Source organism: Amycolatopsis sp. NPDC051071, assembly GCF_040682875.1.
Lineage (GTDB): Bacteria > Actinomycetota > Actinomycetes > Mycobacteriales > Pseudonocardiaceae > Amycolatopsis.
In genome coordinates, this window is sequence record NZ_JBFBBY010000036.1 from 33,509 (window position 1) to 60,001 (window position 26,493).

Consider the following 26,493-nt stretch of genomic DNA (forward strand, 5'->3'; position numbering starts at 1 on the left):
GCGCAAGGAAGGGGGCCTTCCTGTACTGGGGAAGGTGTGAAGGTCGAGTTTCTTCGGCTGAGCCGAGGGAAGGGGTCCTTCACGCGCCGCCGTAGGTACCTCAGCCCAGGCTGTTGGTCGCGAAGGTGTCGCACCGCGCGGGCTGGCCGGTCTGGAAGCCGGTGGTGAACCACTTCTTCCGCTGCGCCGAGGTCCCGTGGCTGAACTTCGACTCGTCGACCCGGCCACCGCCGAGTTTGGACTGGATGTAGTCGTCACCGATCCGCGAAGCGGTGTCCAGCGCGGAGTTGACGTCTTCCTGACTGATTTCGCTGATCAGCGGCCGCCCGGTCTCGGTCGGTGTGGTGGTGGCGTGGTTCGCCCAGACGCCGGCGTAGCAGTCGGCTTGCAGTTCGAGCCGTACCGAACCCGAAGCCGGCCCGCTGCCGGTGCCCTTTTTGGACACTCCGGTGAGGTTTTGGACGTGGTGACCGTATTCGTGGGCCAGCACGTACGCCTCCGCGAACGGCCCGCCCTGCGCGCCGAACTTGGTGCGGAGTTCGTTGAAGAACCCGAGGTCGATGTAGACCTTGGAGTCGCCGGGGCAGTAGAACGGTCCGACGTCCGACGTCGCGTTGCCGCAGGCGGTGTTCACGCCGCCGTTGAAGAAGTTGGTGCGAGCTTTGCGATAGGTCGATCCGGAGCGCTGGAATTCCTGCCCCCAGTAGTCCTGGATCGAGTTGATGATGGCGACGATCGCGCAGTCGTGGTTCCGGTTCGCGTCCGCGCCGGTCTTGCATTCCTGTGACAGCGACGTGTCGTCCATCTGCTGCCCGGAGCCCACACTGCCCAGTCCGCCCGAAGCCGGGCTCAGGCTCACGCCGCCGAACTGGGAGAGGAGGAAGTAGATGACGAGGCCGACCACGCCGAGCCCGCCGCCGCCGAGCGCCACCCGGCCGCCGATACCGCCACCACCACCGCCGCCGCGCAGGTCCTCGACCTCGGAGGTGTCCAGGCCCGCGCCTTCGTCGAATCGCACGGGAGAAGCGTAGCCGGAGAAGCCCGGATATGCCTGGGTGCGGCCACTACAGCTGGCCGCACCCAGGTACCGAGGTTGTCTTTACTGCTGATCGCCGGTTGGCCGCGATCACCGGGCCGGCGTCCGGCACTGCCGAGGCGGTCGAAGAGGCCGCAAACCCGAAACAGGCTCGAGTGACGCCGAATGCGCGAGAATGGTTATGTCGAGCGCATCGAAGATGCCCGCGCTCGTCGCTGTTCGCAGTCGCGACCGACCCGGTCCTTTCCGTTCCGGTCGCGGGACACAGCAGGCGGTCAACCGCGAGAATCACCCGCCATACCACCACCTGACCCTTCTCGGCTGGGAGCAGGTCCGGCGATCCTTCGACGGTTCGCCCGATACTTGCCCGACCATCCGCTGACAAGCAGAATGCGCCTTTTCTCGCCGAGTCTCAACCTTTTCGTAACCCACCTTCGGGCGAATGTTCTCCCAGATTTTTCACCACCCGAAAAGTGACCGGCGGGTATGCGCCTTACGCGATCAACGATCTACGCTGCGTGGATGGCGGTGGAGCAGAAGGATGTGCGCTGGCTGTCCGAGCCCGAAATGGTCGCGTGGCGCTCGTACATCGTCGCCACCATGCGGCTGCGACAGCGCCTGCACCGCGAACTCGCCGAGCGCCACGATGTCACTCTCGCCGATTACGAGGTGCTGGTGTGCCTCTCGCTCCAGCCCGACAGCCGGATGCGGATGACGGAACTGGCCAGCATGCTCGGCTCGACCAAGAGCAGGCTTTCGCATCAGATGGTCCGGCTGGAGGCCGACGGCGTCATCCGCCGCACCCGCGACCCGGCGGACAAGCGTGGCGTCGTCGCGGAGATGACCGAACGCGGGGCGGAGCTGCTGAAGGGTGCGGCGCCGACCCACGTCGAGGGTGTCCGCGAGCACCTGATCGACCTCTTGAGTGCCGAGGAGCAGACGGTGCTGGGGCAGGCCTTCGGGCGGGTGCTGGAGCATCTGTCGGAGATAGACGGTCTCCCGCGTCTGCCGCCGGTCACCTCAGAAGAGCGTTGAGCCGGGCGGCCTGACGTGTCAGATGGGCGCTCTCGGCGAGGTTGGACGCCTTCTCGGCCGCTTCGCCGTACAGTTTCGCCGCCGTCGCCAGGTCGCCGTCGCGTTCGTGGAGGTACGCCGCGACCGCGGTATGCCGGGGCAGCGATCCGTTCAGTGCCGCGAGTGCCGCCAGCCCGGCGCGTGGCCCGTCCGCCTCGCCGACGGCCACCGCACGGTTGAGCCGGACGACTGGACTGTCGGTGAGCGCGGCGAGTTCGTCGTACCACTCGACGATCTGCACCCAGTCGGTCTCTTCGGCGGCGGGCGCGTCGGCGTGGAGTGCCGCGATGGCGGCCTGTGCCTGGAACTCGCCCAGCCGGTCGCGAGCGAGTGCCGCCTGCAGGATCTCGACGCCCTCCGCGATCGCCGACGTGTCCCACCGGCCCCGGTCCTGCTCGGCGAGTGGCACCAGTTCGCCGTCGGCCGTGGTCCGGGCGGCCCGCCGGGCGTGGTGGAGCAGCATGAGCGAGAGCAGGCCCCGCACTTCGGGGTGGTCGATCACGGCCGAGAGCCGCCGGGTGATCCGGATGGCTTCGGCGGCGAGGTCGATGTTGCCGGAGTAGCCCTCGTTGAAGACCAGATAAAGGACACGCAGCACGGTGGCGACGTCGCCCGCCTGGTCGAACCGCACACCCGAGACGGTGCGCTTGGCCCGGCTGACGCGTTGCGCCATGGTCGCTTCGGGCACCAGATACGCCTCGGCGATCTGGCGGGTGGTCAGCCCGCCGACGGCACGCAGCGTGAGGGCGACCGCGGAAGACGGCGTCAGCGACGGGTGGGCGCACAGGAAGTAGAGCTGCAGTGTGTCGTCCACGCCGGACGCGGGTCCGGGCGGCGGCTCCTCGTCGACGAGCTCCTCGCGACGGCGGCGGGCGGCGTCCGAGCGGGTCGCGTCGAGGAACTTCCGCCACGCCACGGTGACGAGCCAGCCCTTCGGATCCTTCGGCTTGTCGCCGGGCCAGACGCGGACGGCCTCGATCAGCGCTTCCTGCACGGCGTCCTCGGCCGCCGCGAAGCCGGCTCCGCGGCGGACGAGGATCCCGAGGACGTTCGGTGTGAGACCGCGAAGCAGGGTCTCGTCCATCTCGGTGGTCACTCCGTGATGGTGGGCGGCTCGGACCACAGCGGGCGCAGTTCGAGCCACTCGTGGATCGGCTTCCCGCCCGCTCCCGGAGCGGCCGACAACTCGCCCGCGAGTTCAAGCGCACGCTCATAGGTGTCGACGTCGATCATCATCCAGCCGGCGATGAGGTCCTTGGTCTCGGCGAAGGGACCGTCGGTGACCGGCGGGCGGCCTTCGCCGTCGTAGCGGACGAAGGTCCCTTCGGGGGCGAGTGCCTGGGCGTCGGCGAACTCGCCGTTCTGCTGGAGCCGGGCCGCGAAGTCGTCCATGTACTTCATATGTGCCGTGATCTCGTCCGGCGTCCACTGGTCCATCGGCACGTCGTTGGCCGGGGCCGGAGCGCCGCGATAGTGCTTGAGCAGCAGGTACTTGGCCATGATGGGTTCTCCTCGATGACGGTGCGAGCCATTCTGGCCGCGTTCGGCCCTGGGACGGAGCAGGACACGGGTTCTCGACATCGCCGGGAAGATTGCCGGTTCTTCTGCCTGGTGGTCTATACATCCGACCTCTAACGTTCTTTATCGCGACAGATCCTTCTCCCTCGCGAAAGGAACAGTCCTTGTCCCAAGTAAAGCGGAGATACACCGGCATGCTGGTGACCGCCGGCCTCGTTTGCGGTTTGCTCATCGGTGAGACCGCGAGTGCCGCCGAAGCAGGCTCGCCCCCGACAGCCCCGATCTCGGACGGCTTCGCCGCCAAAGATCACGACCGGCCGCTGCCGCCCGGCGCGACCCCGATCGCCCCACTCGCTCCCGCTGTCGCTCAGGCGCAGATCGCCGCCAACCCGGTGATCTGCGAGGGCGACGGTGTTTCCGGCAAGCGCATCGAGCTGGTCTACGTCCGTGAGACCGGTCAACCCGACCGGTACGCGACCGTCGCGCCGTCCCTGCGTGCCTACGCGTCCGGGATGGACGACTCGTTCAACGACAGCGCCGCGGTGACGGGCGGCAGCAGGCACATCCGCTACGTGACGACCGCCGGCGCGGGCTGTCAGGTCGCCGTCGCCACCCTGGTGGTGCCAGACGGCACGTACCAGTCCGGCGCGATCCGCGACCGTGCCATCCAAGCCGGCTTCTTCAACGCCGACCGCGACTACATCCTGTTCTCCGACAATCCCCACACGTGCGCGGGTACCTGGGGTGACAACGACGACCAGCCCGGTCCCGCCAACGCCTTCAACAACGGCAGGCACTACACCGAGATCGCCGTTCCCTGCTGGGGTGTCAACGCCACCGCCCACGAGCTGGGCCATGTGCTCGGCGCGGTCCTTCCCGGTGCCCCGCACTACCAGGGCGGCGGGCACTGCTCGCAGGAATGGGACCTGATGTGTTACGGCGACACTCAGTCCTTCGACTGCACACAGCGCGATTTCGATCGGTTGCTTGACTGCGGGAACGACGACTACTTCAGCACGAATCCCACCCCCGGCAGCTGGCTCGCCACCCACTGGAACGTGGCCAACAGCGCCTTCCTGATCAAGAAGGACACCCCCGACAACGACGACGGCCACGCCCAAGGCGGGAAGACCTACGTCATCACCGGAGCGGGTGGCAACGCCATCGACGTCGTGGGTTCGTCGACCGGAGGCCTCGTCAACCTCAGCCAGCGGCTCCGGAACGACTCGACCAGCCAGAAGTGGATCCTCGGGTACAACACCGGTCTGCAACTCGTCAACGCCAACAGCCAGCTTTGCGCCGACAGCGCCCAGAGCGGGACGGCGCCCGGCACGCAAATCCTTCAGTACAACTGCAACGGCCAGAACGGCATGCGGTGGGCGTTCCAGCCGCTCGGCAACGGCAAGGTGGCGATCTTCAACTACCTGACCGGCTACGCGGTCACCGATGGCGGCGCGTACCCGGCGCCGCTCGTCCAGCAGCCCTACACCGGGGCGGCCAACCAGCAGTGGACCCTGAACCCCGTCGCCGACCCCGGTCCGCAGGCAGCCAAGAAGTACTACTTCGCCGCCGCCACCAACGGCAACAGCGTGGCCGTGGTCGACGGCTCGACGTCCGCCGGCGCGAAGATCACCAACGTGGCCAGGCAGAACGACAACGGCCAGAAGTGGAAGCTCACCGACGCGGGCGGCGGGTACTGGAAGATCGTCAACGAACGGAGCGGACAGTGCCTGCGGCCGGTCTCCGGCAGCACCGCGGAAGGCGCGCTCCTCGAACAAACGCACTGCGGCTCGGCCACCGATCAGCAGTGGAAGCTGCTCCGGAGCGCGGACACGCGATACGGACTGGTGAACCGGGCCAGCTCGCTGGCGGTGCGGCAGGTCAACAACGGCACGGCTTCGCTACTGGAGCAACGGCCCTTCGTGGGTGGCCGTAGCGACGAGACCGTCTGGGGCCTCGTACCCGCGTAACGGGAAGCTCCCCAGGTCCGCAGGGCCTGGGGAGCTTCGTTTTCACGACTGGCGGTAGCGGTGGGATTCGAACCCACGGAGGACAGAGCCCTCGCATGTTTTCAAGACATGTTCCTTCGGCCGCTCGGACACGCTACCGCTGTCGAGGATATCCGACCGCTCGCTACCGGAATGCTTCGGATCCAGTCGAAGCGAAGCTTCCCGTCGAGGTTGGTGGCGGGGGCATGGACGCCCTAGTCGAAGTCCCAGTCCGTCGCGATGCCGATGATGACGATCAGCAGCGCGATGCCGACGATGATCGCGATGCCGATGTAGCCGATGATGATCGCCGCGAGCGCCAACCCCTGTCCACCGGCTTCGCCGCGTTTGGCCTTCGAGTGCGCGATATGCCCCATGATGACGCCGATCAGCGACGGCAGACCACTGCAGATCACCAGGCTGGCGATCGACACGATCAGCGCCGCGATCGCCAGGCCCTGTTCCTGCGGCGGCATCGGCGGACCGTATCCGTAGCCGGGCTGCTGGTACGGCTGGCCGTACGGGGGTTGCTGGCCGTAAGGCTGCTGCTGACCGTAGGGGTCCTGCGGATATGTCACCGGCTCACCGTAACCGCCGGAGCCTGGTTCAGGACGCCTGAATCTTCGCGGCTTTGGCGGCGATACGTGCCTGTACCTCGGGACGGCGCAACGGTGGCACCGTCGGCGGCGGCTGACGGCGCGAGGGAAGTTCGGTGAGCAGCCGCTTGGTGACCTCGGTGATCTCCGCGACGGCGGCCTCGAACGGCTCACGGGTGGCGTCCGAGAGGCTCTGCACCCCGGTCACCTTGCGGACGTACTGGCGGGCGGCGGCCTCGATCTCGTCCGGCGTCGCCGCCGGCTCCAGGCCTCGAAGCGTGGTGATGTTCCGGCACATACCCCGATCGTACGTCTGACCACCGACGCTTCCGGGCGCTTCGATCACACAGTCGGTTAGAAGCTGGCCCGCTTCGTTGACGCCGAAAAACACGTTAAGCACTCTCGGCGGAGTGCCCCTCAGACCTCGCTCCCTCCGCCGAGCCCCCGCCGAGCCGACCGCCGAACCCTCCCCGATCCCGGAACAGGTCTGGCAGCGCGTCCCGATCGACGCGCTGATCGACCTGGTCACCGAGGCTTTCACCGCGCACGACCTGCCGTGGTCGCGTGCCAGGATGGCCGCCGAGGCGTTATGCCACGGCGATCTCACCGGCAGCCCGGAGACCGGCGTCGCCGAACTGACCCGACTGCATCTGCCGATGCTGGTCAACGGCATGGTGCGGCCGCGCGCCGAACCGCTGATGATCGCCGACCGCGGTGCCGCCGCGCTGATCGACTACCGTCGCGCGCCCGGCCTGTGGGCCGTCGGCGACGCGATGGACAGGGCGATCACCCGAGCCGGCCGGTACGGCGTGGGGTTGATGTCGGTCCGTGGCGTCGGACCGTTCGGCCGCGCCGGGCACCACGCCGCGCGGGCGTTGCCGCACACCATGATCGGGCTGGTCATGGCGGCGGGCGGCGAAAAAGGGACGGCGGCGAACCCGCTCGGCATGGCCGCCCCCGCCGGCGCGTACCCCGAATTCGTCCTCGACCTGGACACCCTCGCCGACGTCGACAACTCGGCCGTCGCGGGCTTCGCGCTGCTGGTCGAAATCTTCGCCGGGGTGCTGTCCGGCGTCGGCGACCACGACCACGACACCGGGCTCATGGTGATGGCCATCGCGCCGACGACGTTGCGCAGCGCCGACGGCTTCTACAAGGCCGCGAGCGCGTTGTTCGGGAGCCTGCTCGGCTGGGAGGGCGGGACCCCGGTCCGCTACCCGGGCTGGCGCGAGGCGCAGTACCTCGAACAGTGCCAGGCGCTGGGTGTCCCGCTCAACGCACCGGTGCACCGCGAACTCGAGGAACTCGCGAAGGCGTTGCGCCTGCCTTCGCTGCAGGGCCGCTCGGGCGGGTCAGGCACGCCCTAGGGCGGGGTCAGGCACGCCCTAGGCCAGGACGACGCGGCCGCCTTCGCCGCCGACCTCCACGACGTCGCCGTTCGTCAGCTGGCGACCACGCCGGACCTCCACCTCGCCGTTGACGGTGACTTCTTCGGCGTCGAGGAGGTCTTTGGCGTGCGAACCGTCTTCGGCCAGGTTGGCCAGTTTCAGGAACTGGCCGAGGCGGATCGGCTCGCCGGTGATCGGGACGTCGTGGATGCTCATGGGGAGATCATCCTCGGGAGTCCATCTTCCGGTACAAGGTGGCGACGTCGGTGTCGAAATAGCTGCTGTAGGACGTGTCCGGGTCGTCCCCGCCGTACAGGTAGCCGCCGATCACGCCGACGACCGTGCCGAGTTCGGTCTCCGGATCGGGGCCGACCACCCACGGGGCGCCGCTGGTGCCGGTCGTGAAACCGGGGCAGCCGACGCGCATCTGGTAGGTGTCGGCCTGGTCGCTGGTGCCGTGGCAGACGACCGGCGCCTCGCGTTCGTCGGGGTAACCCGTCAGAGTGATCGGGTGGACGAAACCGCCGCCGGTGAGCAGTTTGTTGGCGCCGGTGATGCTTTCGAGGGACTTCGTGTTGCCCGCCTGGTGCGCGGTCGCGAACCCGACATCCAAGTCCGGATCGGACGAATCGGCCCAGCCTTCGGGAACCTGCGGATCCGAGACGTCCCAATAGCCGTAGGGCGCGACGCCGTCGTGATAGGCGGGGGCGAAGGTAATCCCTGATGCGTACTCGCCGCCTTCGCCGTCGTGAAGGCAGTGCGCCGCGGTGAGCAGAAGGTCGCCTGGACCACTGTGGACGACGCTGGCCGTGCAGAAGTGTGAGCCGTCGAGGAACAACGTGCCGATCGCGGGGTTGTACCGCGACGTGGGGGTGACCGCCACTGTCGCGGCCCCGGCGGTGTCGGCGGGCTCGGCCTCCGACGCGCCGGAGCACCCGGTCAGCGCGAAGCAGAGCACGAGCAGCAGGGCGCGGCGCATCGCCATCCTTTCGCTCGTCCACGGCTGTCCTGAGTACAGATCACCATAAGCGGTCCACGAACACAGCCCGAATCGATCAACGCACAGCAATCTCACAGCGGAGTGGCCTGGATACCCGTAGTATGTGTTACCTCGGGTAACGGTCTGGCTGAGATGGGGAACGGGCATGAAGTCGTTCACGGACAAGGTCGTGGTGGTCACGGGCGCGGGCTCGGGAATCGGCCGCGCGCTCGCGCTCGAACTGGCGGGACGCGGGGCGAAGCTCGCGGTTTCCGACGTCGACGCCATCCGCGTCGCCGAGACCGCCGCGCTCTGCGAGAAGGCGGGCGCGACCGCGAAGGGGTACGAGCTGGACGTCGCCGATCGCGACGCCGTTCTCGCGCACGCGGAGGAGGTCGCCGTCGATTTCGGGGGCGCCAACGTCGTGGTGAACAACGCCGGTGTCGCGCTCGGCGCGACGGTCGAGGAAATGACCTGGGACGACTACGACTGGCTGATGGGGATCAACCTCGGCGGCGTGGTCAACGGCACGAAGGCCTTCCTGCCGCAGGTGATCGGTTCCGGTGACGGGCATATCGTCAATGTTTCGAGTGTTTTCGGATTCATCGGCGTGCCGACGCAGAGCGCCTACAACGCGGCGAAATTCGCGGTGCGCGGCTTCACCGAGGCACTGCGCCAGGAAATGCTGATCGCGCGGCATCCGGTCAAGGTCAGCTGTGTGCATCCCGGCGGCATCAAGACGAATATCGCCCGTGACGCGCGGGGTGGCGCCGAGCGGGACCTCGACAAGGCCGCGAAAGGATTCGAGAAGATCGCGAGGACGACGCCGGAGAAGGCCGCGCAGACCATCGTCCGTGGTATCGAACGGGGGACACCGCGCATCCTGATCGGCGCGGACGCCTACGTCATCGACGCGATTCCGCGGCTGCTCGGCTCCTTTTACCAGCGGCCACTGGCACTTCTGGGACGCGTCGGAATGAAGCGCCTCTGAACGGAGTAACCCTCCGTGGTCCGGACGGCTTGGGATAACTCGATCGGGGTGCGTTACTTACGGCGGCGCCGGAAATGCACCAGAATGCTCACGTTCGTGATTCCCCTTCCGGAGGTCCCCATGCCGCGCGCCGCCCAGCGCCGTCCGTCGACTGATGCCGCGTTCACCGCGCCTGTCGAGACAGCCGAGTTGCTGGACCGGACCGGCATCATCGCGGCGAGCCTGCCGAAACGGCGGCGAAGCCCGGAGAACGAGCACGAACCCGAGCCGATGCCGGTCCGGCCCCCGGTCTGTGCACCGGTCGTCGACAAGGACCTGCGGCCCAAAGCCGTCGTCATCCACCGCCGCACCAGGACCTGGCTGGTCGGCGGAGCCGGGGTGGCGCTGCTGGCGATCGGCTGGTTCGCCGGCACGTTCTCGGTCCCGTCGTCGGTCGACGCCCTGCCCGAGCAGCCGCTGCCCGCGGTGGCGACCCAGCAGCCGGTGCCACCGCAGGCGATCGCGCAGCCCGCGCCGCCGGCCGCCCCGGTGACCGTCTATGTACCGGTCACCGTGAAGCAGCAGGCTCCCGCGACGGCGAAGAAGAACCCCGCCAAGGAGCAGGTCGTCGCGATGCCGCGTGCGGAGACCCGGCCGCCGGAGCAACCACGCTCCGACACCGGATCGCAGGACAAAGTCACGGAGGGCTTCCGAAGCATGATGGATCCCGTCGCGGCGAGTCAGCTGGCGGCGCAGCTGGCGCAGGGAGTGGCGGGTTACGGCGCGGGCCGCTGACCACACCGGATTCTTCCTCCACAAGGGACACTGACCGACGTCGTGGGCCGGATGGCCGCTGACAGAGCGGAAGTGATCCCTTACCGTGAGCCAAGGGGAGGGGCTCATGGAAAAGGGGGATTCCGCTCGGGGCACCGCGTTCAAGGCCGCTTTCGCGGTCGGCGAGTTCCGTGCGTTGTGGGCGGCCGAGGCGCTTTCGCAGGCCGGTGACCAGCTGGCGAGGGTCGCGCTTTCGGTACTGGTCTGGGAAAGAACGGCATCGGCCGGGCTGACGGGACTGACATACGGACTGACGTATCTGCCGACGCTGATCGGCGGCACCTTGTTCGCCGGGCTGGCCGATCGGTATTCGCGGCGGACGGTGATGATCGTCTGCGATCTGCTGCGCGCGGCGATCGCCGCGCTGATGGCCGTCCCGGGTACACCGTTGCTCGTTTTGGCCGTATTGCTGGTGTTCCTGACGATGGCGGGTGGGCCGTTCCGGGCGGCGCAGCTCGCGTTGCTTCCGGATGTCCTCGTGGGCGAGCGTTACGTCGCCGGGCTCGCGGTACGCACGATCACCATCCAAACGGCACAGCTGGCGGGTTTCGGCGGTGGCGGGCTGGTGATCGGGCTCGTAACCCCTTACTGGGGACTGGTGATCGACGCGGCGACCTTTGTGGTCTCGGCGCTGCTTGTCTCCGCGGGAGTCCGTCACCGGGCGCCCGCGGTCACGGAATCCTCCGTGAAAAGCCGGGTGGCCAGGGCTTTCAGCGGTGAAGGTGTCCGGGAACTCTGGCGTGGCAAGGGAATCCGGGTGTTGTTCGGGCTGAAGATGCTCGCCGGATTCGCCATCGCGCCGGAAGGGCTCGCGGCGCCGCTCGCCGGCGGACTAGGGGTGGGGAATTTCGCGGTCGGGCTCATTCTCGCGGCGGATCCGGTGGGTTCGGTAATAGGATCGTGGATCTTCACGAAATGGGTTCCGGCACGGCGGAAAACGCGTATTGTCGGCATTCTCGCGATCGCATCCGCCGTACCTTTGCTTTTTGTCTTTTTCCGCCCTCCGCTCGCGGTGTGCCTCGCACTGATCGGGCTCAGCGGGGCCTGCGCGGCGCCGTACCACCTGCAGGCCGTCGCGTTGATGGCCCGCGCGGTGCCGGACGGGGTCCGGGCTCAGGTGATGGGCCTGACCTCGACGAGTTTGGTGACGGTGCAAGGGATCGGGATCATGCTGGCGGGTGGTCTCGCCCAGTTGACCGGCCCGTTCGTCGCCGTCGGGGTGGCCGCGCTGGCCGCCGTCGCCTCGGCGGGCCCGATGGCGATGGCGTGGAAACGCGCCATCGCCACCGGACCCGATGTATGGCTCCCGGCCGGGAGCCGGACCGGCTGAATTCGTGGGATCAGTCCTCGCGACCGTTCATGATGGTCCTCCCTCCGCACTGCTCCATCTGTGTGTTCCGGAATTGACTCGGGCCACCCTCAGTACCACTTCGGTTACATTGAATTGTGCACGGGAGGGGGACCGGTGACGATGATTATGGGGGATGTGGAACTCGCCGGAGAAGGGGCCGTAACACGTCTGAGAGCCTGGATCCGAAACTGGGATCTTTGGTCCGGACCACGCGGCGTACCTGCGGTTTTTCTTATGGTGGAAGGGCTCGCGGCGGCGGTCGCGGTCATCTCTTTGCTCCGATCGAACTACGAGGCTACGGAATTCGTCCGCTTTGGATCATTGCTCGGCCTCGCTTTCCTGCAGGCCGAGCTTTCGCGTTCGGTGGAACGGTTGCGGCGCAGTATCTGTGACCGTCCCCACATCAACATGACTTCGGTGTGGACTTTCGCCGGGGTGCTCGTGCTCCCGCCGGGACTCGCCGTCGTCCTCGGCGTCTGTGTCTACCTGCACCTTTGGTTCCGGGTGTGGCGGGGGATGAGTCACCGGCCCGCGTACCGCGTCGTGTACTGCGCGGCGGCGATCGTGCTCTCCTGCCTGGCCTCGGGGGCCATCGTCGCCGGCTGGAACGGCTTGCCGGTCGGGTTCACCGGGTCACTGCGGATCGTCGAGGCGGCGGCCGTGTTCACCATGGCCAACGCGGTCATCGTGGCGCTCTCGGTCTACCTGCACACCGGTGGCCGATCGCTCCGGTCGCTGTTCGGTACCAGCGACGACAACCTGCTGGAGGTCACGACACTGGTGCTCGGGACCTCGACCGCGCTCGGCGTCGTGCACGCGCCCGCGCTCGTCCCGTTCGTACTGCTGCCCGTGCTGGTGCTGCACCGCAGCGTGCTGGTGCGGCAACTGGAGATCGCGGCGAACATCGACGGCAAGACCGGGGTGCTCAACGCGCACGCGTGGCATCTGCTTGGCGAGCAGGAACTGACGTCGGCGGCACGGGCGAAGAGCACACTCGGTGTACTGATGCTCGACCTCGACCACTTCAAGCAGGTCAACGACGTCTACGGCCATCTCGCGGGCGACGCCGTGCTCAAGGTCGTCGCGACGACGATCTCGCAGCACGTACGCGACTACGACTCCGTCGGCCGCTTCGGTGGCGAGGAGTTCGTCGTGTTGCTGCCCGGGGCGGCGGAGACCGAGGTGCTCCCGGTGGCCGAGCGGGTCCGGCGGGCGGTGATGGCGATCGAGGTCGAGGTCCCGGCCGCCACGGGCAAGCGGGTCGTGCGAGGCCTTTCGGTCTCGATCGGCGTCGCGGTCTACCCGGCGGGCGGGACGGTGCTGGAGCGGCTGCTGCACGTCGCCGACTCCGCGCTGTACCAGGCGAAGAACAGCGGGCGGAACCGCGTTGTCTCCCTCGCCGCGGCCTGACCCCCGGGTGGGTGCTCACGAGGGCCGGGGTGCGTTGTCCTGAAGGCCCCCTTTGAGACGGTGAACGTCTCAAAGGGGGCCTTCAGGACATGAGTGTCCGTTGTGGACGGTCGGGTCCTTTGTGGACACCGGCCAGGACGACGGGCTCACCAGGGTGAGTTCTCCTCGTCGTCGGGTGCTTCGTGGCGCTTATCGCGAGGTGCCTGCGGCGGGGGCGGCGGAATTTCACCCGAAGAACCCGTAGAACCCGACGGCCCCGACGACGCGGGGGGAACGGGCGGCGTCGGCTCTTCCTCTTCGATCTCGGGGAAGCGGCTGCGCAGGGTGCCGAGCATCAGCTCCCTGGTCTCCTGGTCCTCGTCGCCGAGCGATTCCTGCATCACCTCGGAGACCCGGGTGGCGATCCCGGACTGCGCCTGGTGCATGGTCCCGAGGATCTGCCGGGACAGTTCTTCCAGCGGGTACGTCCTGGCCTTGTTGCCGAACTCGATGGCCGTCACGCCGCCGTCCGCGCCGACGGTGACCTTGACGGCGCCGTCGGAACTGGACGCGGTCAGCCGCAACTGCTCGGTTCGCTCCTGCGCGGCGGCGTACCGCTGGGCCTTGTCCTCCAGGCCCTGCGCCCACTGGTCCAGCCGTCGCTCAGCCTCATCGGGGTCCCGCATCAGATCCCCGAGTCCGTTAGCGCTGGTCACTACTGTTTTCCTCCGATATCGAGAGCCTTGAAGTCACGGTTGAACGGCTCGGCGTTGGCCTGGTCGCCTTCTTGATAGGACTTCGCGGCGGTGCGGACGTTGTCCGCCGTCGCCTGGACGCCCTCGGCGGCCGCCTTGATCGCCTCCGCCGCGCGTTCTCCGGTCGGGTTGACGATCGGCGGCAGGAACGCGCACAGCAGGCCGTACGCTTCCGCCGACATCGCCGAACCGGTCGCGCCGTATGCGGTGTCCAGCCGGTCGACGAGCCCGTCGAGGTGACTCGCGTGCGCGACCAGATCGTCCGGGTCGACGTCGAACGAGGCCGTCATTTCCAGTCCTTGTTCTGCCAGTCACCGATCACCGGCGGCGCGACGACCTCGTCCGGCGAGAAGAAGGACGGGTCGTCGGACTCGATGTAGTCGGCGATCTTGTGTTCCTTGTCCTCGTCACCCTGGCCTTTGGCGCCACCCGCGCCCATACCGCCCATCGGGCCCATCCCGCCGGCGCCGCCCGCCTTGCCCGCGCCGGAACCGGCCCCGCGGCCCGCGGCACCTTCGGCTTCCATCGCGCCCGCGCCGACAGCGCCGCCCATGCCGAGCGAACCGGTCGCCCGGCCCGCGCCGCCGAGACCACCGCCACCGGCTCCGGAACCACCGACACCACCGCCGCCGAGGCTGCCACCGCCGACCCCGCCACCACCGCCGCCGAAGCTGGGCAGCTTCGGTGAGCCGCCGAGCGGACCGCCCTTGATCGGGCCGCCTTCGGGGATCGAGGGAGGACCGCCGAGCCTGCTGGTGATGTCGCCGTTGATCCCGCCGGTGCGGCCGATCGGCGGGATTTTCGGCATGACCGGTCCCGGTCCGCCGCCGGGTATGCCGTTGGGGCCGCCAGGCAGGGGGAAGTTCGGCGGGTTGAACGGGGCCCCGCCACTACGAGGGCCGCCACTGTCGGGAAGGGGCGGCAGCTGCGGCGGCTGGAACGTCGGAGGCGACGTGGGCGGGGTGTAGCCCGAGGTGTGCGTGCCGTCGTCGAACTTGGGCATATTCGGCCGGGGCGCCGAGGTCGTGGGGTGGTAGGCCTCGCCGCCAGTGCCGTTCGGGCCGCCGATGGTGGGCATGACCGGGGACGAGCCGGATCCGCCGGGGAACGAGCCACCGGGTCCACCGAACGGGCCGCCGCCGGGGCCACCGAACGAGCCGCCGCTACCGGGACCGCTACCGGGACCACTGCTACCGGGGCCACCGCCACCAGGGAACCCACCCGAGGGACCGTTCGGCGCGTTGAAGGGCGACACGGTGCCGGGGCCGCCCGGCCCGCCCTGGGGCGTCCCGTCCACCGAAGCGGCCACAGTGCCATCCACGTTGAAGGGGGACGGACGCTGCACGCCGTCGGCGCCTTCAGGCGACATGCGGTCGCGAAGGGTGTGGGACGGCGAGCCCGCGCCGCCGCCACCACCGGCACCGTCCCTCAAGCGAGGGCTCGCCTGCGCCGAAGGCAGCTTCGGCGGGGCGGGGAACGCCGGGGTGGCGATCGCCGAGCCGACCGTGGTGTCGAACTGGGTCATCACCTGAGCGGCCCGGTCGCGCCCGTCCTGCTGCTTCTTGAAGGTCTCGAGGTCCTTCCCGAGCTGCGACATGTACTGCTGCGGGTCGGTGATCGTCTGCAGGTTGGCGTTGGCATCCCGCACGTTGAACGGCACCGGCGGATTCACCGCCATCTGCTTCTGCGTCTCGTTCAGCGTCTGCGAATGAATTTGCTGCTGGCGCCCGGTCAGCGTCGCGCCGTTCGCGGTCGAGCCGAGCCACTTGCCGACACCCGCGAGGTGCTCGCGTGCCGCGTCGCCGCCTTCGCCCTGCCAGTTGGCCGTGCTGGCGTTGATCGCCTTCGCGAGGTTGCGCTGGTGCGTCGCCAGGTCGTTGCCGACCCGGACCCATTCCTCGGACGTCTCGCCCACCGCGGCCGGGTCCGCGTTACCCGCGATCGCGGCCTGCATCTGCTCGTGGGTGGCGTTGCCCCAGACCGTGGACGGCGGCTGGCCGGGGTCGCGGATGTCGAGGTTCTTGTCGAGACCCTCGCGTGCCTTGTCCAGCTGGCCCTCGTACATCTTCTGAGTGAACATGTCCTTGAAGCCGTTGAGTGCCGTGTCACCCCAGCCAAGGAGGTTGAAGATGACATCGGTCCCGAACGAGGCACCGGCCCGGATCTCGTCACCGGAAGCGGCCTTGTCCGCCAGCGGCCCGAAGTAGTAGGCGCTCGACGAGTCGGCCGTGATGTCGTAGAACGGGCTGTCCGGGTCGTATTCCTTGGAGGCGGGATCGGAGACCTTCGTGGTCTTTTCCGTCGAGTCGGTCACGGAGTTCCTCCCCTAGATCTCGGTGTCGATCCGCGTCAGGTCGCGCTGGTTCTCGTCGTCCCGTTCACGGTAGTTCCGCTTGGCGAGTTCGATCGCCTCGACGTAGGTCGGGAACTCGGCGCGGGCCGCCTGCAGCTGGGTGAGCAGGCCCTGCGCGTCGGTCGCGGTGCCCTGCATGTGCTGGGACACCCAGCGCGCGGTGGCGGTGTCGCTCATCGGCGGTGACTTCTGCAGCTTGGTCAGCGCGCTCCAGCGCTCTTCGAGGCTGTCGATCACTCCTTGGAGTGAGCGGATCATCTCGTCGCCAGTGCTGTCGTCCACGGCGAAGCCGCCCTGCCGGGCCATCCGCTTCAGCTGCGTGCCCGCGAGCCCGATCTTGGCGGTCTTCCACTTCGTGGCTTCGGCCAGCTTGGGCTCGAGCGGTTGTGCTTCCTCGGTCAACGGAGGATCCTCTCGCCGGATTCAGGAGGTCAGTAGATGTCAGCGATGGCGTCCCGGATCGCGTTCGCCACGCCCGAGTGACTCGCCGGGTCGTAGTGGCCGATCACGGCGCCGGATGCCTCGTCGGTCTCGGTCCAGACCAGGTAACGGCCGTCTTCGGTGTCGAGCCAGCTCAACGGCGTCGACCGCAGCCGCTCGCCGCGGCGGCCGATCCCGCTCACGATGATGTGCCCGCCGCCGAGCCGGACGCCGGACAGCACCTTCTCCAGCACCTGGAGGTCGGTGTCCTCGCCGCTGGGGCGCACCGCGGTCTCGGGCCGGGCACGGACGACGGCGGTGAGTTCGAGGTTGCCGAACGCGTCGGTCTCCTCCTCGTCGAACTCCGCCTCGGCCTGGCGGCGGGCCGTCATCGCGGAGACGGCCCGCTCTTCCTGCTGGACGATCTTGCGGCGGCCGGTCGACGCGGGCCGCATGCGCGGCAGTACCCCGGCGAGGACTTCGACCAGGTCCTCGTCCGCGAAGAGCGCGAACTGCAGGAGGTCGTCCCCGTGGGCCTGGGTGATGCCGAGTGCCTGCCTGCCGTCGGTGACGGTGAGTACGGCGATGTCCTCGCCGAGGCCGTCGACGCCGTTCACCGAAACGGTGATCCGGTGATTCGCCAGCAGTGCGAACGCGGTGCGGATGGCGGGGCTCAGTTCCCCGTTGACCGACAGGCGGCGCTGTTCGAGGTCGGTGTAGACCCGCTGGATGACGGCGGTGTACCGCTCCGGGTCGATCGAAGTGTTGCGGACCCGCAAGGGAAACAGCCGGACATTGACGCCAAGCGCCTGCCCGACCACACTCGCTTCTACCGTCCCCAGCGCGAAATCGGCTCGTTCAGCCATGCTTCTGCGCTACTCCCTCGCGGGGGTCGGACCCCGTCCCGATCGGCTGACCCGCATAAAGGGAGCCGACTTTGTTAATGACGAAAACAAACTAGCACGGGGAGTGACCGCGCGGAACCGTACGCACACCGCCCGACCCGATGGGCTGGATCACAGTGCTCGTTTGAGCGGATTCCCTTGCCAGCTAACGAGTACCGTACCGCAATCGACGTTTCTATCGATCGACCGTAGCAGGGGCATAAGTCGACATGCGACGGGCGACATCGGTGCGGGAACGCGCGCCCAGTTTCCGCAGAACCTTCGCGACATGCTGTTCCACGGTGCGCGGGGAAAGGAACAATCCGTCCGCTATCTCCCGGTTCGTACGCCCGTCGGAGAGCATGCGCGCGACCTCCAATTCCCGGGGTGAAAGCTCCTGGCCGTAGCCGCGCCGCCCGCGTTGTGAAGGTGCCCAAGCACCGTGTTCCCGCAGCTGGTGGCGGCATCGGCCGGCGTCCCGGGTCGCGCCGAGCCGCTCGTACGCCTCCGCGGCGGCCGCGAGTTCCTCGATTGCCTTGCGGTTGCCACCGGTGAGACGGCACAGCGCCGCGCGCTCCCGGGAGCCGATCGCCTGATACGGCATCGGCAGGGTTTCGTAGGCGATGGCGGCCTCGTCGAAAACCGTCGCCGCGGCGGAATGCTTCCCTCGGGCGTCGAACAAGATTGCCCGTCCGGCCAGCAACGCTGCCCGAGAGACCGGTGAATCCTTGCCCTCGACGCCACGGGCGAACTCCTCGACCACCGCGTCTGCCTCCGACCAGCGCCCCGCCCGGGTGTAGGCCTCGGCCGCCGCCGGGACCAGTCCCGCCGCCCACACCCAGACACCCTTGCGCCGGGCGGCCGCGATCGCGCCGTCGGCCGCCGCGCAAGCGCCGTCGACGTCGTCCGTCGCCAGCAGCACCCGGATGAGGACCCCGGCCGCCGAAAGCACGACGGGGATCGGCCCGTGTTCCGGGGCGTTCACACTCGCCGCGGCCAGATGTCGTTGCGCGGCGGCGAATTCCCCGCGCACCGCGGCCAGTCCACCCAGGACCAGCGAGGACTCCATGACGATCGGGCCGAGGTCGGGGTAGCCGTCGCGAAGCTGTTCGGCGGTCTCCGCGAGCCCGGACCACTCACCGCGTACCCAGTCCAGCCGGACCCGGGTGCCCTGCGCGAGCCCGGCGGCGTAGAGCGCGCCGGCGTCGGTCGCGCGGCGAATCCCTTCCGTGACCAGCTTTTCCGCCCTGGTCAGATGGCCTGCCCACGACTGGGCGTCGGCGAGGTTGCACCACAGCCTGGCGAGCTGGACGCGTTCGGCGACGCCGGTGGTCTCGTCCGGCAGCCGCTCGAACTCGGTCCACGCCGAACCGTTGCCGATATGCGCCTGCGTGGCGATCCGGTCGCCGGTGAGCGCGAGCCGCAGTTCCGGGTCTTCGAGCCGTTCGAAGACCTCGCGGGCGCGCTCCATCCAGACCTCGTGCCAGGACAACGGGGTCAGCCCGTCGATCGGCTGGGCGAGCAGGTTGATCCCGCGTGCGGCCAGTTCCGGCTCGTCGACCAGTTCGGTGATCGCCTGTTCCACCTCGACCCTGCCCCGGCCGAGCCGCCCGATCGTGCGGACCAGCAGCATCCCGAGGCTGAGCCGGATCGTCCCGCGCACGCTCGGGCTCAGGTCGGTGAGCTCATCGAGGATCCGCTCCAGTGTTTCGATGACGTCGGGGCGGAACCCGCGCAGCGCGACCTGGCTGAGTTTCGTGGCCAGCCGGGCGACGGCGTCCTCGCCGAGGCCCGCCTCCGCCAGGACGGACTGGAGCAGGTCGATCGCGCGTGAGGTGTCGCCTTGGGCGATGGCCTCGTCAGCGGCGGCTTCGGCGTAGTGGCGCCACTGTTCGGTCCGCCCGGCGGCGCGGGAGTGGTTTGCCAGCAGGGTCAGCGGGGGCACCGGCTGTTCGGCGAGTACCTGGATGGCGCGGGAATGCAGCAGTGTCCGCTCCGGACCGCTGATGGTGTCGTAGACGGCCTTGCGTGCCAACGGATGCCGGAAGCCGTAGCGGTCGCCACCGAGTTCCCCGAGCACCCCGCCGTCCAAAGTGGACAGCAGTGCCGAGCGGAGCCCGTCGCCGGTGAGGCAGGCGAGTTCGCCGATCACCCCGGGTTCGGACGGGACGGCGAGCACCGCCGCCGCGCTCGCCAGCCGGACCGCGGGTTCCGGCAGTGCTTCGAGCCGTTCGGTGATGGCCTCGCGCAGGGAGACCGGGACTTCGAGGCTTTCCAGGAGCCGGTCCGAGAGCACCTCGCCGATGGGCAGCCGCCCGGCGGCGTCACGCAGCGCGCGCAGTGTCTCCTCGACCACGAACGGGATCCCGGCGGTGCTTTCGTGGAGTTTCGCGGTGAACGCCGCGGAAACCCTCGGCAGGTCCAGTAGTTCTTCCGCCAGTTTCCCGACGGCCTCGACGTCGAGCGGGCCCAGCGTCACCCGCGCGGTCTGGACGTTCGGCGGCGTACGGAACGGGATACCGGCGGTGCCGTGCCTGGCCGGGGAGCCGGTCCGGTAGGCCGAAACGACGGCGAGTTCGGCGGGCATGGCCGCGGCGAGGAACCGCAGGAGGTCCCGGGTGCCCTCGTCGGCCCACTGCAGGTCGTCGATCAGGACGAGCGCGGGCCCGCAGGCGATCAGGAGTTCACGGACGGCGCGGAACTGGCGATGCCGTTCGGCGCACGGGTCGGTGAGTGGTTCCGGTTGGGGTGGAAGGCTTTCCGCGAGTTCGGGCAGAAGGGGTCTCAGTACCCCGGCGACCGGACTGAGCGGTCCGAGCGGACGGTCTCCCGCCGAGCGCAGCGCTTCGAGCACCGGGCCGAAGGGGAACGGCTCGCGCATCGGCTGGCAGGCGCCGGACAGCACCCGGCCCGCCGCGAACTCGCGGCGTCCGGCCAGTTCTTCGAGCAGCCTGCTGCGGCCCATCCCTGGTTCGCCCTCGATCAGCACGGCGGCGGGACGGCGCAGCAGGATCTTCACGATCGCCGAGACCTCGACGTCGCGGCCCACGAGCGCCGTCGATCCGGCGCGGACCGAAACCGAGGTCGGGCGAGGGGTGGCAAGCCACATCATGCGCTCCTCGGTTGGGAGGTTCCCGCTGAGCCCGACACGATCTTGTGCGTTGTCCTGCGGAGCCTAAGCACTGCCTACCTGGTCGTAAACCTCCCATCACGGACAGCACGGGCATCGGATCAGGCCGTCCGCGGACGCACCGTCACCGGGTGACTGACGGATCGACGGTTGGAAAATCACTGGACGCCCGAAACATCGGCTAGAGACCCGTTCCGGCGATTCATCCCACGTTCAGGGGGTGGTCATGACTACGCAAGGTATTCACTCCGAATCCCTACTTACGGACGTGCCCGTACGGGTGCCATCGCTACGTGACCGACCTGGAGCAGGGTATTCGGCAGTCGAAGATTGGGTATACCTATCCAGCGCGGACCGGATTGCGGGCCTCGACTGCTTCGGTGAACTCTCACCCGTCGGGGGAGGCAATCGCATGGCGAACCGGAGCCGTGCGTGATGACGAGGGAGAAGCATGAAGTTCACGAAGCTCCTCGGAGTGGCCGCCACGGCTGTCGTGTCGGCCGGCGCGCTCGTCACGGGTACCCCCGCGGCGGCGTCCTCGGATGGCACCCTGCTCAACGCCGAGATGGTCCCGGCCCTGCAACGGGACCTCGGCCTGACCGCCGGACAGGCACTCGCCCGGATCCAGAGCGAGACCGCCGCCGGCACACTCGAACAGTCGCTCGCCTCATCGCTCGCCGGCAGCTTCGGCGGCGCGAGCTACAACGAGGCCACCGGCAAACTCCGCGTCGGCGTCACGGACGCGGCGAAACTGGCCAAGGTCACCGCGGCCGGGGCGGAAGCGGAACTCGTGCGCTTCTCGTCAGCCCAGCTCGATTCCACTGTGGACAGACTGAACGCGGGTGAGCGCACGGCGGACGGCGCGATCACCGGCTGGGGCGTCGACGCCAAGAGCAACCGCGTCACGCTGAACGTCCTGCCTGGCAAGGGCGGCACCGTGGACTCGTATCTGGAGAAGACCGGCGTCGACAAGGCCGCCGTCTCAGTGGTCGAGACCACTTCGGTGCCGACCCTGAAGTACGACGTCCGCGGCGGCGACGCCTACTACATCAACAACTCTTCGCGCTGCTCGATCGGGTTCTCGGTCAACGGCGGCTTCCTCACCGCCGGGCACTGTGGCCCCGGCACCGTCGCCGGCTCCAACCGGGTCGCGATGGGCTCGTTCGCCCGCACCAGCTTCCCGACCAACGACTACGGCCACGTCCGGGTCAACAGCAACTGGGTGCCGCGCGGCATCATCAACAACGGCACCCGGGTGAGCGGCTCGAACGTGGCGGCCACCGGCGCCTCGGTCTGCAAATCGGGTTCGACCACCGGCTGGACCTGCGGCACCGTCGGCGCCAAGAACCAGACCGTCCGTTACGCCGAAGGCACGGTCTACGGCATGACCGCCACCAACGTGCATTCGCAGGCAGGCGATTCGGGCGGCTCGTTCATCGCGGGCAACCAGGCGCAGGGCATGCTGTCCGGCGGCAACAGCTCGGTGACCTACTTCTTCCCGGTCCGGCCGGCGTTGTCCGCGACCGGGACCTCCCTGGTCCTCGGCTGACCTGAACAAGACGAAGGGCGGTCCGAGTGCCTCCAGCGCACGCGGGCCGCCCTTCGCTTCGTACCGCGGGAGCGGTGGCTCGGGTTACACGTTGCTGATTTCTTCGATCAGCGCATCGATGTCGAAGTGCTCGCTTTCGGCGCCGAGCTGGACCAGCTCGAAGGTGGAGCCGAGGAAGGATTCGACGTCCTCGCGCTCAAGCTCGAACGACGCATAGCCGTCCGGTGACTCGATTTCGAGGGTCAGCATCGCCTCGTCCCCGGAGAGGTCGGGGCGGACCCGGACGTCGCCGATCCCGGCGGGGTCGGTGAGACCGGTGGCCAGCAGCTCACGCGCGAAGGTCCACTCGACCCATCGGCCGCGCTCGGTCCGGAACGCCACGGTGACCGCGTAGGGCTCGTCGGCGTGGAAGGACAGACGGGAGAGAACGGGCGTGCTGCTGTGGTTCAGCAGGACGAACTGGCTCTGGTGAACGGCATCGGTGTGCACGGCCACTCCTAAGTGCTCGTGGTTCGCGCGGCGCGAACTTTGTGTCTCGGCAAGGAGATGCCCGGATTGACGCGGGATGACGCGAGTGCGGCGACGTTCACGCTATCGGCTGCATATGTCCATAGTGGTGTAACGCCGGGCACAGACCACTTGCGTTCGGCCCGATACACGTGGTGACGAGGTCATGTCACGGAGAGCAGCGTCCCGGTAACCGGAGCGCAAGTTGCGGAAGGGAAGTGTCCTCTGTGGACCCTCAGGGATCCAGCGGCAGGGTCAGCCCCGTCTTGACCCGGTCCATCGCCACCGACGTCGTGAAGTGGCGCACGTTCGGGTTGTCGACGAACATCCGCCGCGTGAACGCCTCGAAGCCGCTCATGTCCTTGCAGGTGACCACGAGCACGAAGTCCGCGTTGCCGGTGACGTAGTAACACTGCTGGACGTTGTCGTCCGCGAGCACCTGCCGCCGGAACCCGTCGAGTACCGCGAGATTCTCGCGTTCCATCTCGACCATCACCACGAACGTCATCGACAGCCCGAGCGCCTGCGGTGACAGCACCGCCACCTCGCGTTCGATCACCCCGGCTTCACGCAGCCGCTTGATCCGCCGCTGCACGGCGGCGGCCGACAGGCCCACCTTCGCGCCGATGCTCTCGGCGATGGTGCGGGCGTCGTCCTGCAGGCAGGAGAGGATGGCTACGTCGAGGCGGTCGAGGTCGGGTGTGTCCACCGGCTCAGGCTAACCGGAGCCGTCTCCCGGACGCCCGACCTTTACGCGTGCCCGGACGCGGTGTGGATCACGCCGCGTCCGGCGAGCGGCCCTCGCCCAGCGTGCGGCGTGCCCGCCCGCGTGGCCCACGCGCCGGCCTGTCGATCATCGGGTGGCCGGTGTGCCCGGTCACCCCGTCCTGCCAGGTCGGTTGCGGATGAGGCTGGTCCGGCACGGTGCGCGGGGGAAAGTGAGAATTCTTTCCCATTGTGACCCGGAACACAACTGACGGGTCTACTGAATGGTAGCGCTTACAAGTGAATGGCAGACCTCTCTTTTTCCGCGCGAAAGGATTTCTTGGTGCCCTCATCTCAGGCGGCCGTTCTCGCCGGTCTCGGCTCGTGGCTGCCTCCCCGGGTGGTGGGCAACGAGGAGATCGCTCAGCGGCTCGACACCTCCGATGAGTGGATCCGCACGCGGACCGGCATCGCCGAACGGCGCGTCGTCGACCCCGGGACGTCCACTGTGGACCTCGCGGTCGAGGCGGGGCGCCGGGCGCTGGCCTCGGCAGGGGAGAGCGGCGCGGACGCCGTCGTGCTCGCGACGTCGACGGCCGATCAGCTGTGCCCGGCCAGCGCGCCGCAGGTCGCGACCAAGCTCGGGCTGAACGGTGTCGCCGCCTTCGACGTCAACGCCGTCTGCAGTGGGTTCATCTACGGGCTCGCCACCGGGGCCGGCCTGCTCGCCGCCGGTATCGCGAGCCGCGTCCTGGTGATCGGGGCGGACGTCTTCACCTCGCTCGTCGACCCCGACGACCGCGGCACGGTGCCGATCTTCGGTGACGGCGCGGGAGCCGTCCTGCTGCGCCAGGGCGACGCGGACGAACTCGGCGCGCTCGGCCCGTTCGACCTGCACAGCGAAGGCGAACTCGCGGACCTGCTGTGGGTTGAGGCCGGGGGCGCCAAGAACCGTCGTTCGGACGATCCGAGTGACCACTATCTGGTGATGCGGGGCCAGACCGTTTTCCGGCACGCCTGTGCCCGGATGGCCGAATCGGCGCGCGCGGTGCTGGATTCCGCCGGCTGGATGGTCGGCGACATCGACCGGTTCATCGGGCACCAGGCCAATATCCGCATCCTGCAGACCTGCGCGAAGCAGCTCGGGCTCGCGGCCGACGTGATGTATTCGAACATCGAGAAGGTGGGCAACACGAGTGCGGCGTCGATTCCGATCGCACTCGCGGACGCGGCGAAGGACGGTTCACTGCAGCCCGGTCACCGCGTGGTGATGGGCGCCTTTGGAGCCGGTCTGACCTGGGGCTCGACGGTGATGCGCTGGCCGGACGTCATTCCGGGCTGAGCGCGTTCGCCGCCCAGGCGTGCGTTGGTTCCTGGCGCCCTCGCAGCTCCAGTTCCGCGTACGGCTCCCAGTGCGCGCGTTCGCTCTCCAGCGCCGCCTTGATCACCGACTCGCTCGCGAGGACGCGCCCGTCGGCGGATTTCGCGTGCTCGGTCAGCCGCGCCGCCTCGTTCACCGCGTCGCCGATGACGGTGTACTCGAACCGGCTGCTGGTACCCAGCTGACCGGCGAAGACCCGGCCGCTCGCGACCCCGATGCCGAGGTCGAGCTCGCCGGTCTCGTGGACGGCGTCCCGGATCACCCGCGCGGCCGAAAGCGCCGCCGTCTGCGCGTCCGCGAGCCGGGTCGGGGCGCCGAAGACGCATAGCGCGGCGTCACCCTGGAACTTGTTGACCAGCCCGCCGCGCGCCCCGACCGCGTGCACGACGCTGGTGAAGAACCGGTTGAGCATCGTCACGAGTTCCTCCGGCGGGGTCCGGCTCGCCAAGGCCGTCGAATCGACGACGTCGACGAACAACGCCGTCACCTCCCGCACGTCACCCGAGAGGGAGGCGCCGTACTCGAGCGCGTGCCGCGCGACCTCGTCCCCGACGTGCCTGCCGAACAGGTCACGCATCCGGTCCTGCTCGCGAAGCCCGGCGGCGAGGTCGTTGACCGAGGTCTGGAGCAGCCCGATCTCACTGGAGTCGTCGACGTCGACCACGACCTCCTTGTTGCCGCGCGCGATCTCGTCGAGCGCGACGCGGAGCCGGTGCAACGGCGTCGCGACGGCCTTCGCGAGCAGACCCGTCCCGATCGCGCCGACACTGAGCCCGATTACCGAAAGCATGATCAGGCTCGCGACGTGGTCACCCTGGCCGAGGTCCGGTGGCGTGGCCACCAGCAGCACGCCGAGGAACGGGACCCCGCTCGCCAGCGTCCAGGTGACGACCACCCGGGTCAGCACGGTGACCCTCAGCGTCCCCTTCGGCGGGGTCACCTCGAGCGCGATCGTCATCACCGGGCGGGCGACCCATTCCGCGGCGAGATAGGTGAGGCCGACCGTGGTCAGCCCGCCGAGCCCGATGACCAGCGCCATCCCGAGCGCGTCCAGCCACGACCCGAGCACCCACGCGAGCGCGCCGAGCACGATCGTCGCGATCAGCCACAGCGTCCCGCTCACGATCCCCATGTCGAACGGAAGCCGCAGCGCCCGCGTGGCCTCGTCCCGCGTCGGCGGGCGCCCGAAGACAAACCAGACCGCCGTGCGCCGCTGCAGCCACGCCGTCCACAGCGTGCCGACCACCAGTGACAGCGCCACGATCCCGGCCGCCGTCACCGACAGGATCCAGCCGCGGTCACCGACGTCGCTCGGCAGGCCCTGCAGGAGCAACAGCAACGCCACGACCCCGGCACCGCACACACTGGAACCGATGCCGAGCGCGGCGAAACCGAGACTGGTCCTGAGCACCAGCCGGAACCGCCTCGACATCGTCTTCCCACGCACCCGGTGATCGTATGACCTCCGGCGGAAACGGGTGGGTCGTGAGTGTTTTGGGTCGTTAGAGCAAATCCGCTCTCGAGCACTTACGCGTCACCTGCGGCGTTGCTCGCGTGAAGTACAGGAAGGCCCCCTTCCTTGCGCCTAGGTCAGGGTCCCGGCAAAGTCGTGGAGCTGCTGGTCAGTGTTGTTCTTGGTAGTGCGGACTTGGCATCGCTGGTGCCTGCAAGGGTTGGGGGGTGTGC

General features: G+C 68.6%; 26 protein-coding genes and 1 tRNA gene. 9 read left to right on the forward strand and 18 right to left on the reverse strand.

The genetic code is table 11. The features are described 5' to 3' along the window. Positions 1 to 100: 100 nt before the first annotated feature. Positions 101 to 1,018 (reverse strand): neutral zinc metallopeptidase, encoded by a 918-nt coding sequence (locus AB0M65_RS14855; protein ID WP_364027009.1) that lies wholly within the window; start codon positions 1,016 to 1,018, stop codon positions 101 to 103. 540 nt (positions 1,019 to 1,558) lie between these two features. Between AB0M65_RS14855 and AB0M65_RS14860 the strand changes: the two genes are divergently transcribed. Continuing rightward, positions 1,559 to 2,071, forward strand: coding sequence for a MarR family transcriptional regulator (locus AB0M65_RS14860; protein WP_364027012.1), 513 nt, complete (start codon positions 1,559 to 1,561; stop codon positions 2,069 to 2,071). Here AB0M65_RS14860 and AB0M65_RS14865 read toward each other — a convergent pair. Then, complete coding sequence (locus AB0M65_RS14865) at positions 2,052 to 3,194, reverse strand: DUF6596 domain-containing protein (protein ID WP_364027072.1); 1,143 nt, start codon at positions 3,192 to 3,194, stop codon at positions 2,052 to 2,054. The two genes, AB0M65_RS14860 and AB0M65_RS14865, sit on opposite strands and share 20 nt — an antisense overlap. Before the next feature lie 8 nt (positions 3,195 to 3,202). After that, positions 3,203 to 3,610 (reverse strand): YciI family protein, encoded by a 408-nt coding sequence (locus AB0M65_RS14870; protein WP_364027015.1) that lies wholly within the window; start codon positions 3,608 to 3,610, stop codon positions 3,203 to 3,205. A 182-nt stretch (positions 3,611 to 3,792) separates the two neighbouring features. Here AB0M65_RS14870 and AB0M65_RS14875 point away from each other — a divergent pair, with 182 nt between their 5' ends. Continuing rightward, positions 3,793 to 5,598, forward strand: coding sequence for an RICIN domain-containing protein (locus AB0M65_RS14875; RefSeq protein ID WP_364027018.1), 1,806 nt, complete (start codon positions 3,793 to 3,795; stop codon positions 5,596 to 5,598). 49 nt (positions 5,599 to 5,647) lie between these two features. On the opposite strand, the gene AB0M65_RS14880 is transcribed toward AB0M65_RS14875, so the two are convergent. The 3 genes from AB0M65_RS14880 to AB0M65_RS14890 form a co-directional block, all read right to left on the reverse strand. Then, a tRNA-Ser gene (locus AB0M65_RS14880) sits at positions 5,648 to 5,736 on the reverse strand. A gap of 95 nt (positions 5,737 to 5,831) precedes the next feature. Further along, positions 5,832 to 6,194 (reverse strand): DUF4190 domain-containing protein, encoded by a 363-nt coding sequence (locus AB0M65_RS14885; protein ID WP_364027021.1) that lies wholly within the window; start codon positions 6,192 to 6,194, stop codon positions 5,832 to 5,834. 28 nt (positions 6,195 to 6,222) lie between these two features. After that, on the reverse strand, positions 6,223 to 6,510 hold the full coding sequence (locus tag AB0M65_RS14890) for a DUF2277 domain-containing protein (RefSeq protein ID WP_364027024.1): 288 nt from the start codon (positions 6,508 to 6,510) through the stop codon (positions 6,223 to 6,225). Between the two features lie 112 nt (positions 6,511 to 6,622). Here AB0M65_RS14890 and AB0M65_RS14895 point away from each other — a divergent pair, with 112 nt between their 5' ends. Beyond that, on the forward strand, positions 6,623 to 7,579 hold the full coding sequence (locus AB0M65_RS14895) for an Ldh family oxidoreductase (RefSeq protein ID WP_364027027.1): 957 nt from the start codon (positions 6,623 to 6,625) through the stop codon (positions 7,577 to 7,579). An 18-nt stretch (positions 7,580 to 7,597) separates the two neighbouring features. On the opposite strand, the gene AB0M65_RS14900 is transcribed toward AB0M65_RS14895, so the two are convergent. Both AB0M65_RS14900 and AB0M65_RS14905 read right to left on the reverse strand, forming a co-directional pair. Continuing rightward, positions 7,598 to 7,816: an RNA-binding S4 domain-containing protein gene (locus tag AB0M65_RS14900; RefSeq protein ID WP_005149665.1), complete on the reverse strand. Its 219-nt coding sequence runs from the start codon at positions 7,814 to 7,816 to the stop codon at positions 7,598 to 7,600. Between the two features lie 7 nt (positions 7,817 to 7,823). Beyond that, positions 7,824 to 8,579, reverse strand: a complete 756-nt coding sequence (locus AB0M65_RS14905; protein WP_364027074.1) for a serine protease — start codon at positions 8,577 to 8,579, stop codon at positions 7,824 to 7,826. Positions 8,580 to 8,745: 166 nt separating this feature from the next. Between AB0M65_RS14905 and AB0M65_RS14910 the strand changes: the two genes are divergently transcribed. The 4 genes from AB0M65_RS14910 (at position 8,746) to AB0M65_RS14925 (ending at position 13,144) form a co-directional block, all read left to right on the forward strand. Beyond that, positions 8,746 to 9,570: an SDR family NAD(P)-dependent oxidoreductase gene (locus AB0M65_RS14910; RefSeq protein WP_364027030.1), complete on the forward strand. Its 825-nt coding sequence runs from the start codon at positions 8,746 to 8,748 to the stop codon at positions 9,568 to 9,570. Positions 9,571 to 9,690: 120 nt separating this feature from the next. Continuing rightward, on the forward strand, positions 9,691 to 10,344 hold the full coding sequence (locus tag AB0M65_RS14915) for a hypothetical protein (RefSeq protein ID WP_364027033.1): 654 nt from the start codon (positions 9,691 to 9,693) through the stop codon (positions 10,342 to 10,344). A 106-nt stretch (positions 10,345 to 10,450) separates the two neighbouring features. Further along, a complete protein-coding gene (locus AB0M65_RS14920) occupies positions 10,451 to 11,713 on the forward strand; it encodes an MFS transporter (protein WP_364027036.1) in 1,263 nt (420 codons plus the stop codon). Positions 11,714 to 11,968: 255 nt separating this feature from the next. Continuing rightward, entirely contained in the window at positions 11,969 to 13,144 is a 1,176-nt protein-coding gene (locus AB0M65_RS14925) for a GGDEF domain-containing protein (RefSeq protein WP_364027039.1), read from the forward strand. 146 nt (positions 13,145 to 13,290) lie between these two features. Here the strand turns inward: AB0M65_RS14925 and AB0M65_RS14930 are convergent, their stop codons facing one another. The 6 genes from AB0M65_RS14930 to AB0M65_RS14955 all read right to left on the reverse strand — a co-directional run bounded on the left by AB0M65_RS14930 (position 13,291) and on the right by AB0M65_RS14955 (position 20,644). Next, positions 13,291 to 13,839, reverse strand: coding sequence for a YbaB/EbfC family nucleoid-associated protein (locus tag AB0M65_RS14930; RefSeq protein WP_364027042.1), 549 nt, complete (start codon positions 13,837 to 13,839; stop codon positions 13,291 to 13,293). Further along, complete coding sequence (locus AB0M65_RS14935; RefSeq protein ID WP_364027045.1) at positions 13,839 to 14,168, reverse strand: type VII secretion target; 330 nt, start codon at positions 14,166 to 14,168, stop codon at positions 13,839 to 13,841. The genes AB0M65_RS14930 and AB0M65_RS14935 overlap by 1 nt, the downstream gene beginning before the upstream one ends. Continuing rightward, a complete protein-coding gene (locus AB0M65_RS14940; protein ID WP_364027048.1) occupies positions 14,165 to 16,192 on the reverse strand; it encodes a hypothetical protein in 2,028 nt (675 codons plus the stop codon). The genes AB0M65_RS14935 and AB0M65_RS14940 overlap by 4 nt, the downstream gene beginning before the upstream one ends. Before the next feature lie 12 nt (positions 16,193 to 16,204). After that, a complete protein-coding gene (locus AB0M65_RS14945; RefSeq protein ID WP_364027051.1) occupies positions 16,205 to 16,633 on the reverse strand; it encodes a hypothetical protein in 429 nt (142 codons plus the stop codon). Positions 16,634 to 16,662: 29 nt separating this feature from the next. Next, positions 16,663 to 17,517, reverse strand: coding sequence for an ESX secretion-associated protein EspG (locus AB0M65_RS14950; protein WP_364027054.1), 855 nt, complete (start codon positions 17,515 to 17,517; stop codon positions 16,663 to 16,665). A gap of 214 nt (positions 17,518 to 17,731) precedes the next feature. Continuing rightward, positions 17,732 to 20,644, reverse strand: a complete 2,913-nt coding sequence (locus AB0M65_RS14955; RefSeq protein ID WP_364027076.1) for an AAA family ATPase — start codon at positions 20,642 to 20,644, stop codon at positions 17,732 to 17,734. A gap of 472 nt (positions 20,645 to 21,116) precedes the next feature. On the opposite strand from AB0M65_RS14955, the gene AB0M65_RS14960 reads away from it, so the two are divergent. Continuing rightward, a complete protein-coding gene (locus AB0M65_RS14960; RefSeq protein WP_364027057.1) occupies positions 21,117 to 22,214 on the forward strand; it encodes a S1 family peptidase in 1,098 nt (365 codons plus the stop codon). 84 nt (positions 22,215 to 22,298) lie between these two features. Here the strand turns inward: AB0M65_RS14960 and AB0M65_RS14965 are convergent, their stop codons facing one another. From AB0M65_RS14965 to AB0M65_RS14975, 3 genes are all read right to left on the reverse strand, one after another. Then, the gene (locus AB0M65_RS14965; protein WP_364027060.1) at positions 22,299 to 22,703 is read right to left on the reverse strand and encodes an SsgA family sporulation/cell division regulator; all 405 of its coding nucleotides are present in this window, start codon (positions 22,701 to 22,703) and stop codon (positions 22,299 to 22,301) included. Positions 22,704 to 22,956: 253 nt separating this feature from the next. Continuing rightward, entirely contained in the window at positions 22,957 to 23,430 is a 474-nt protein-coding gene (locus AB0M65_RS14970) for an Lrp/AsnC family transcriptional regulator (protein WP_364027063.1), read from the reverse strand. A 67-nt stretch (positions 23,431 to 23,497) separates the two neighbouring features. Then, a complete protein-coding gene (locus tag AB0M65_RS14975; RefSeq protein WP_364027066.1) occupies positions 23,498 to 23,644 on the reverse strand; it encodes a hypothetical protein in 147 nt (48 codons plus the stop codon). A gap of 86 nt (positions 23,645 to 23,730) precedes the next feature. Here AB0M65_RS14975 and AB0M65_RS14980 point away from each other — a divergent pair, with 86 nt between their 5' ends. Next, a complete protein-coding gene (locus tag AB0M65_RS14980) occupies positions 23,731 to 24,768 on the forward strand; it encodes a beta-ketoacyl-ACP synthase III (protein WP_364027069.1) in 1,038 nt (345 codons plus the stop codon). On the opposite strand, the gene AB0M65_RS14985 is transcribed toward AB0M65_RS14980, so the two are convergent. Then, on the reverse strand, positions 24,755 to 26,239 hold the full coding sequence (locus AB0M65_RS14985; RefSeq protein ID WP_364027079.1) for an adenylate/guanylate cyclase domain-containing protein: 1,485 nt from the start codon (positions 26,237 to 26,239) through the stop codon (positions 24,755 to 24,757). The genes AB0M65_RS14980 and AB0M65_RS14985 overlap by 14 nt on opposite strands. Between the last annotated feature and the right edge of the window lie 254 nt (positions 26,240 to 26,493).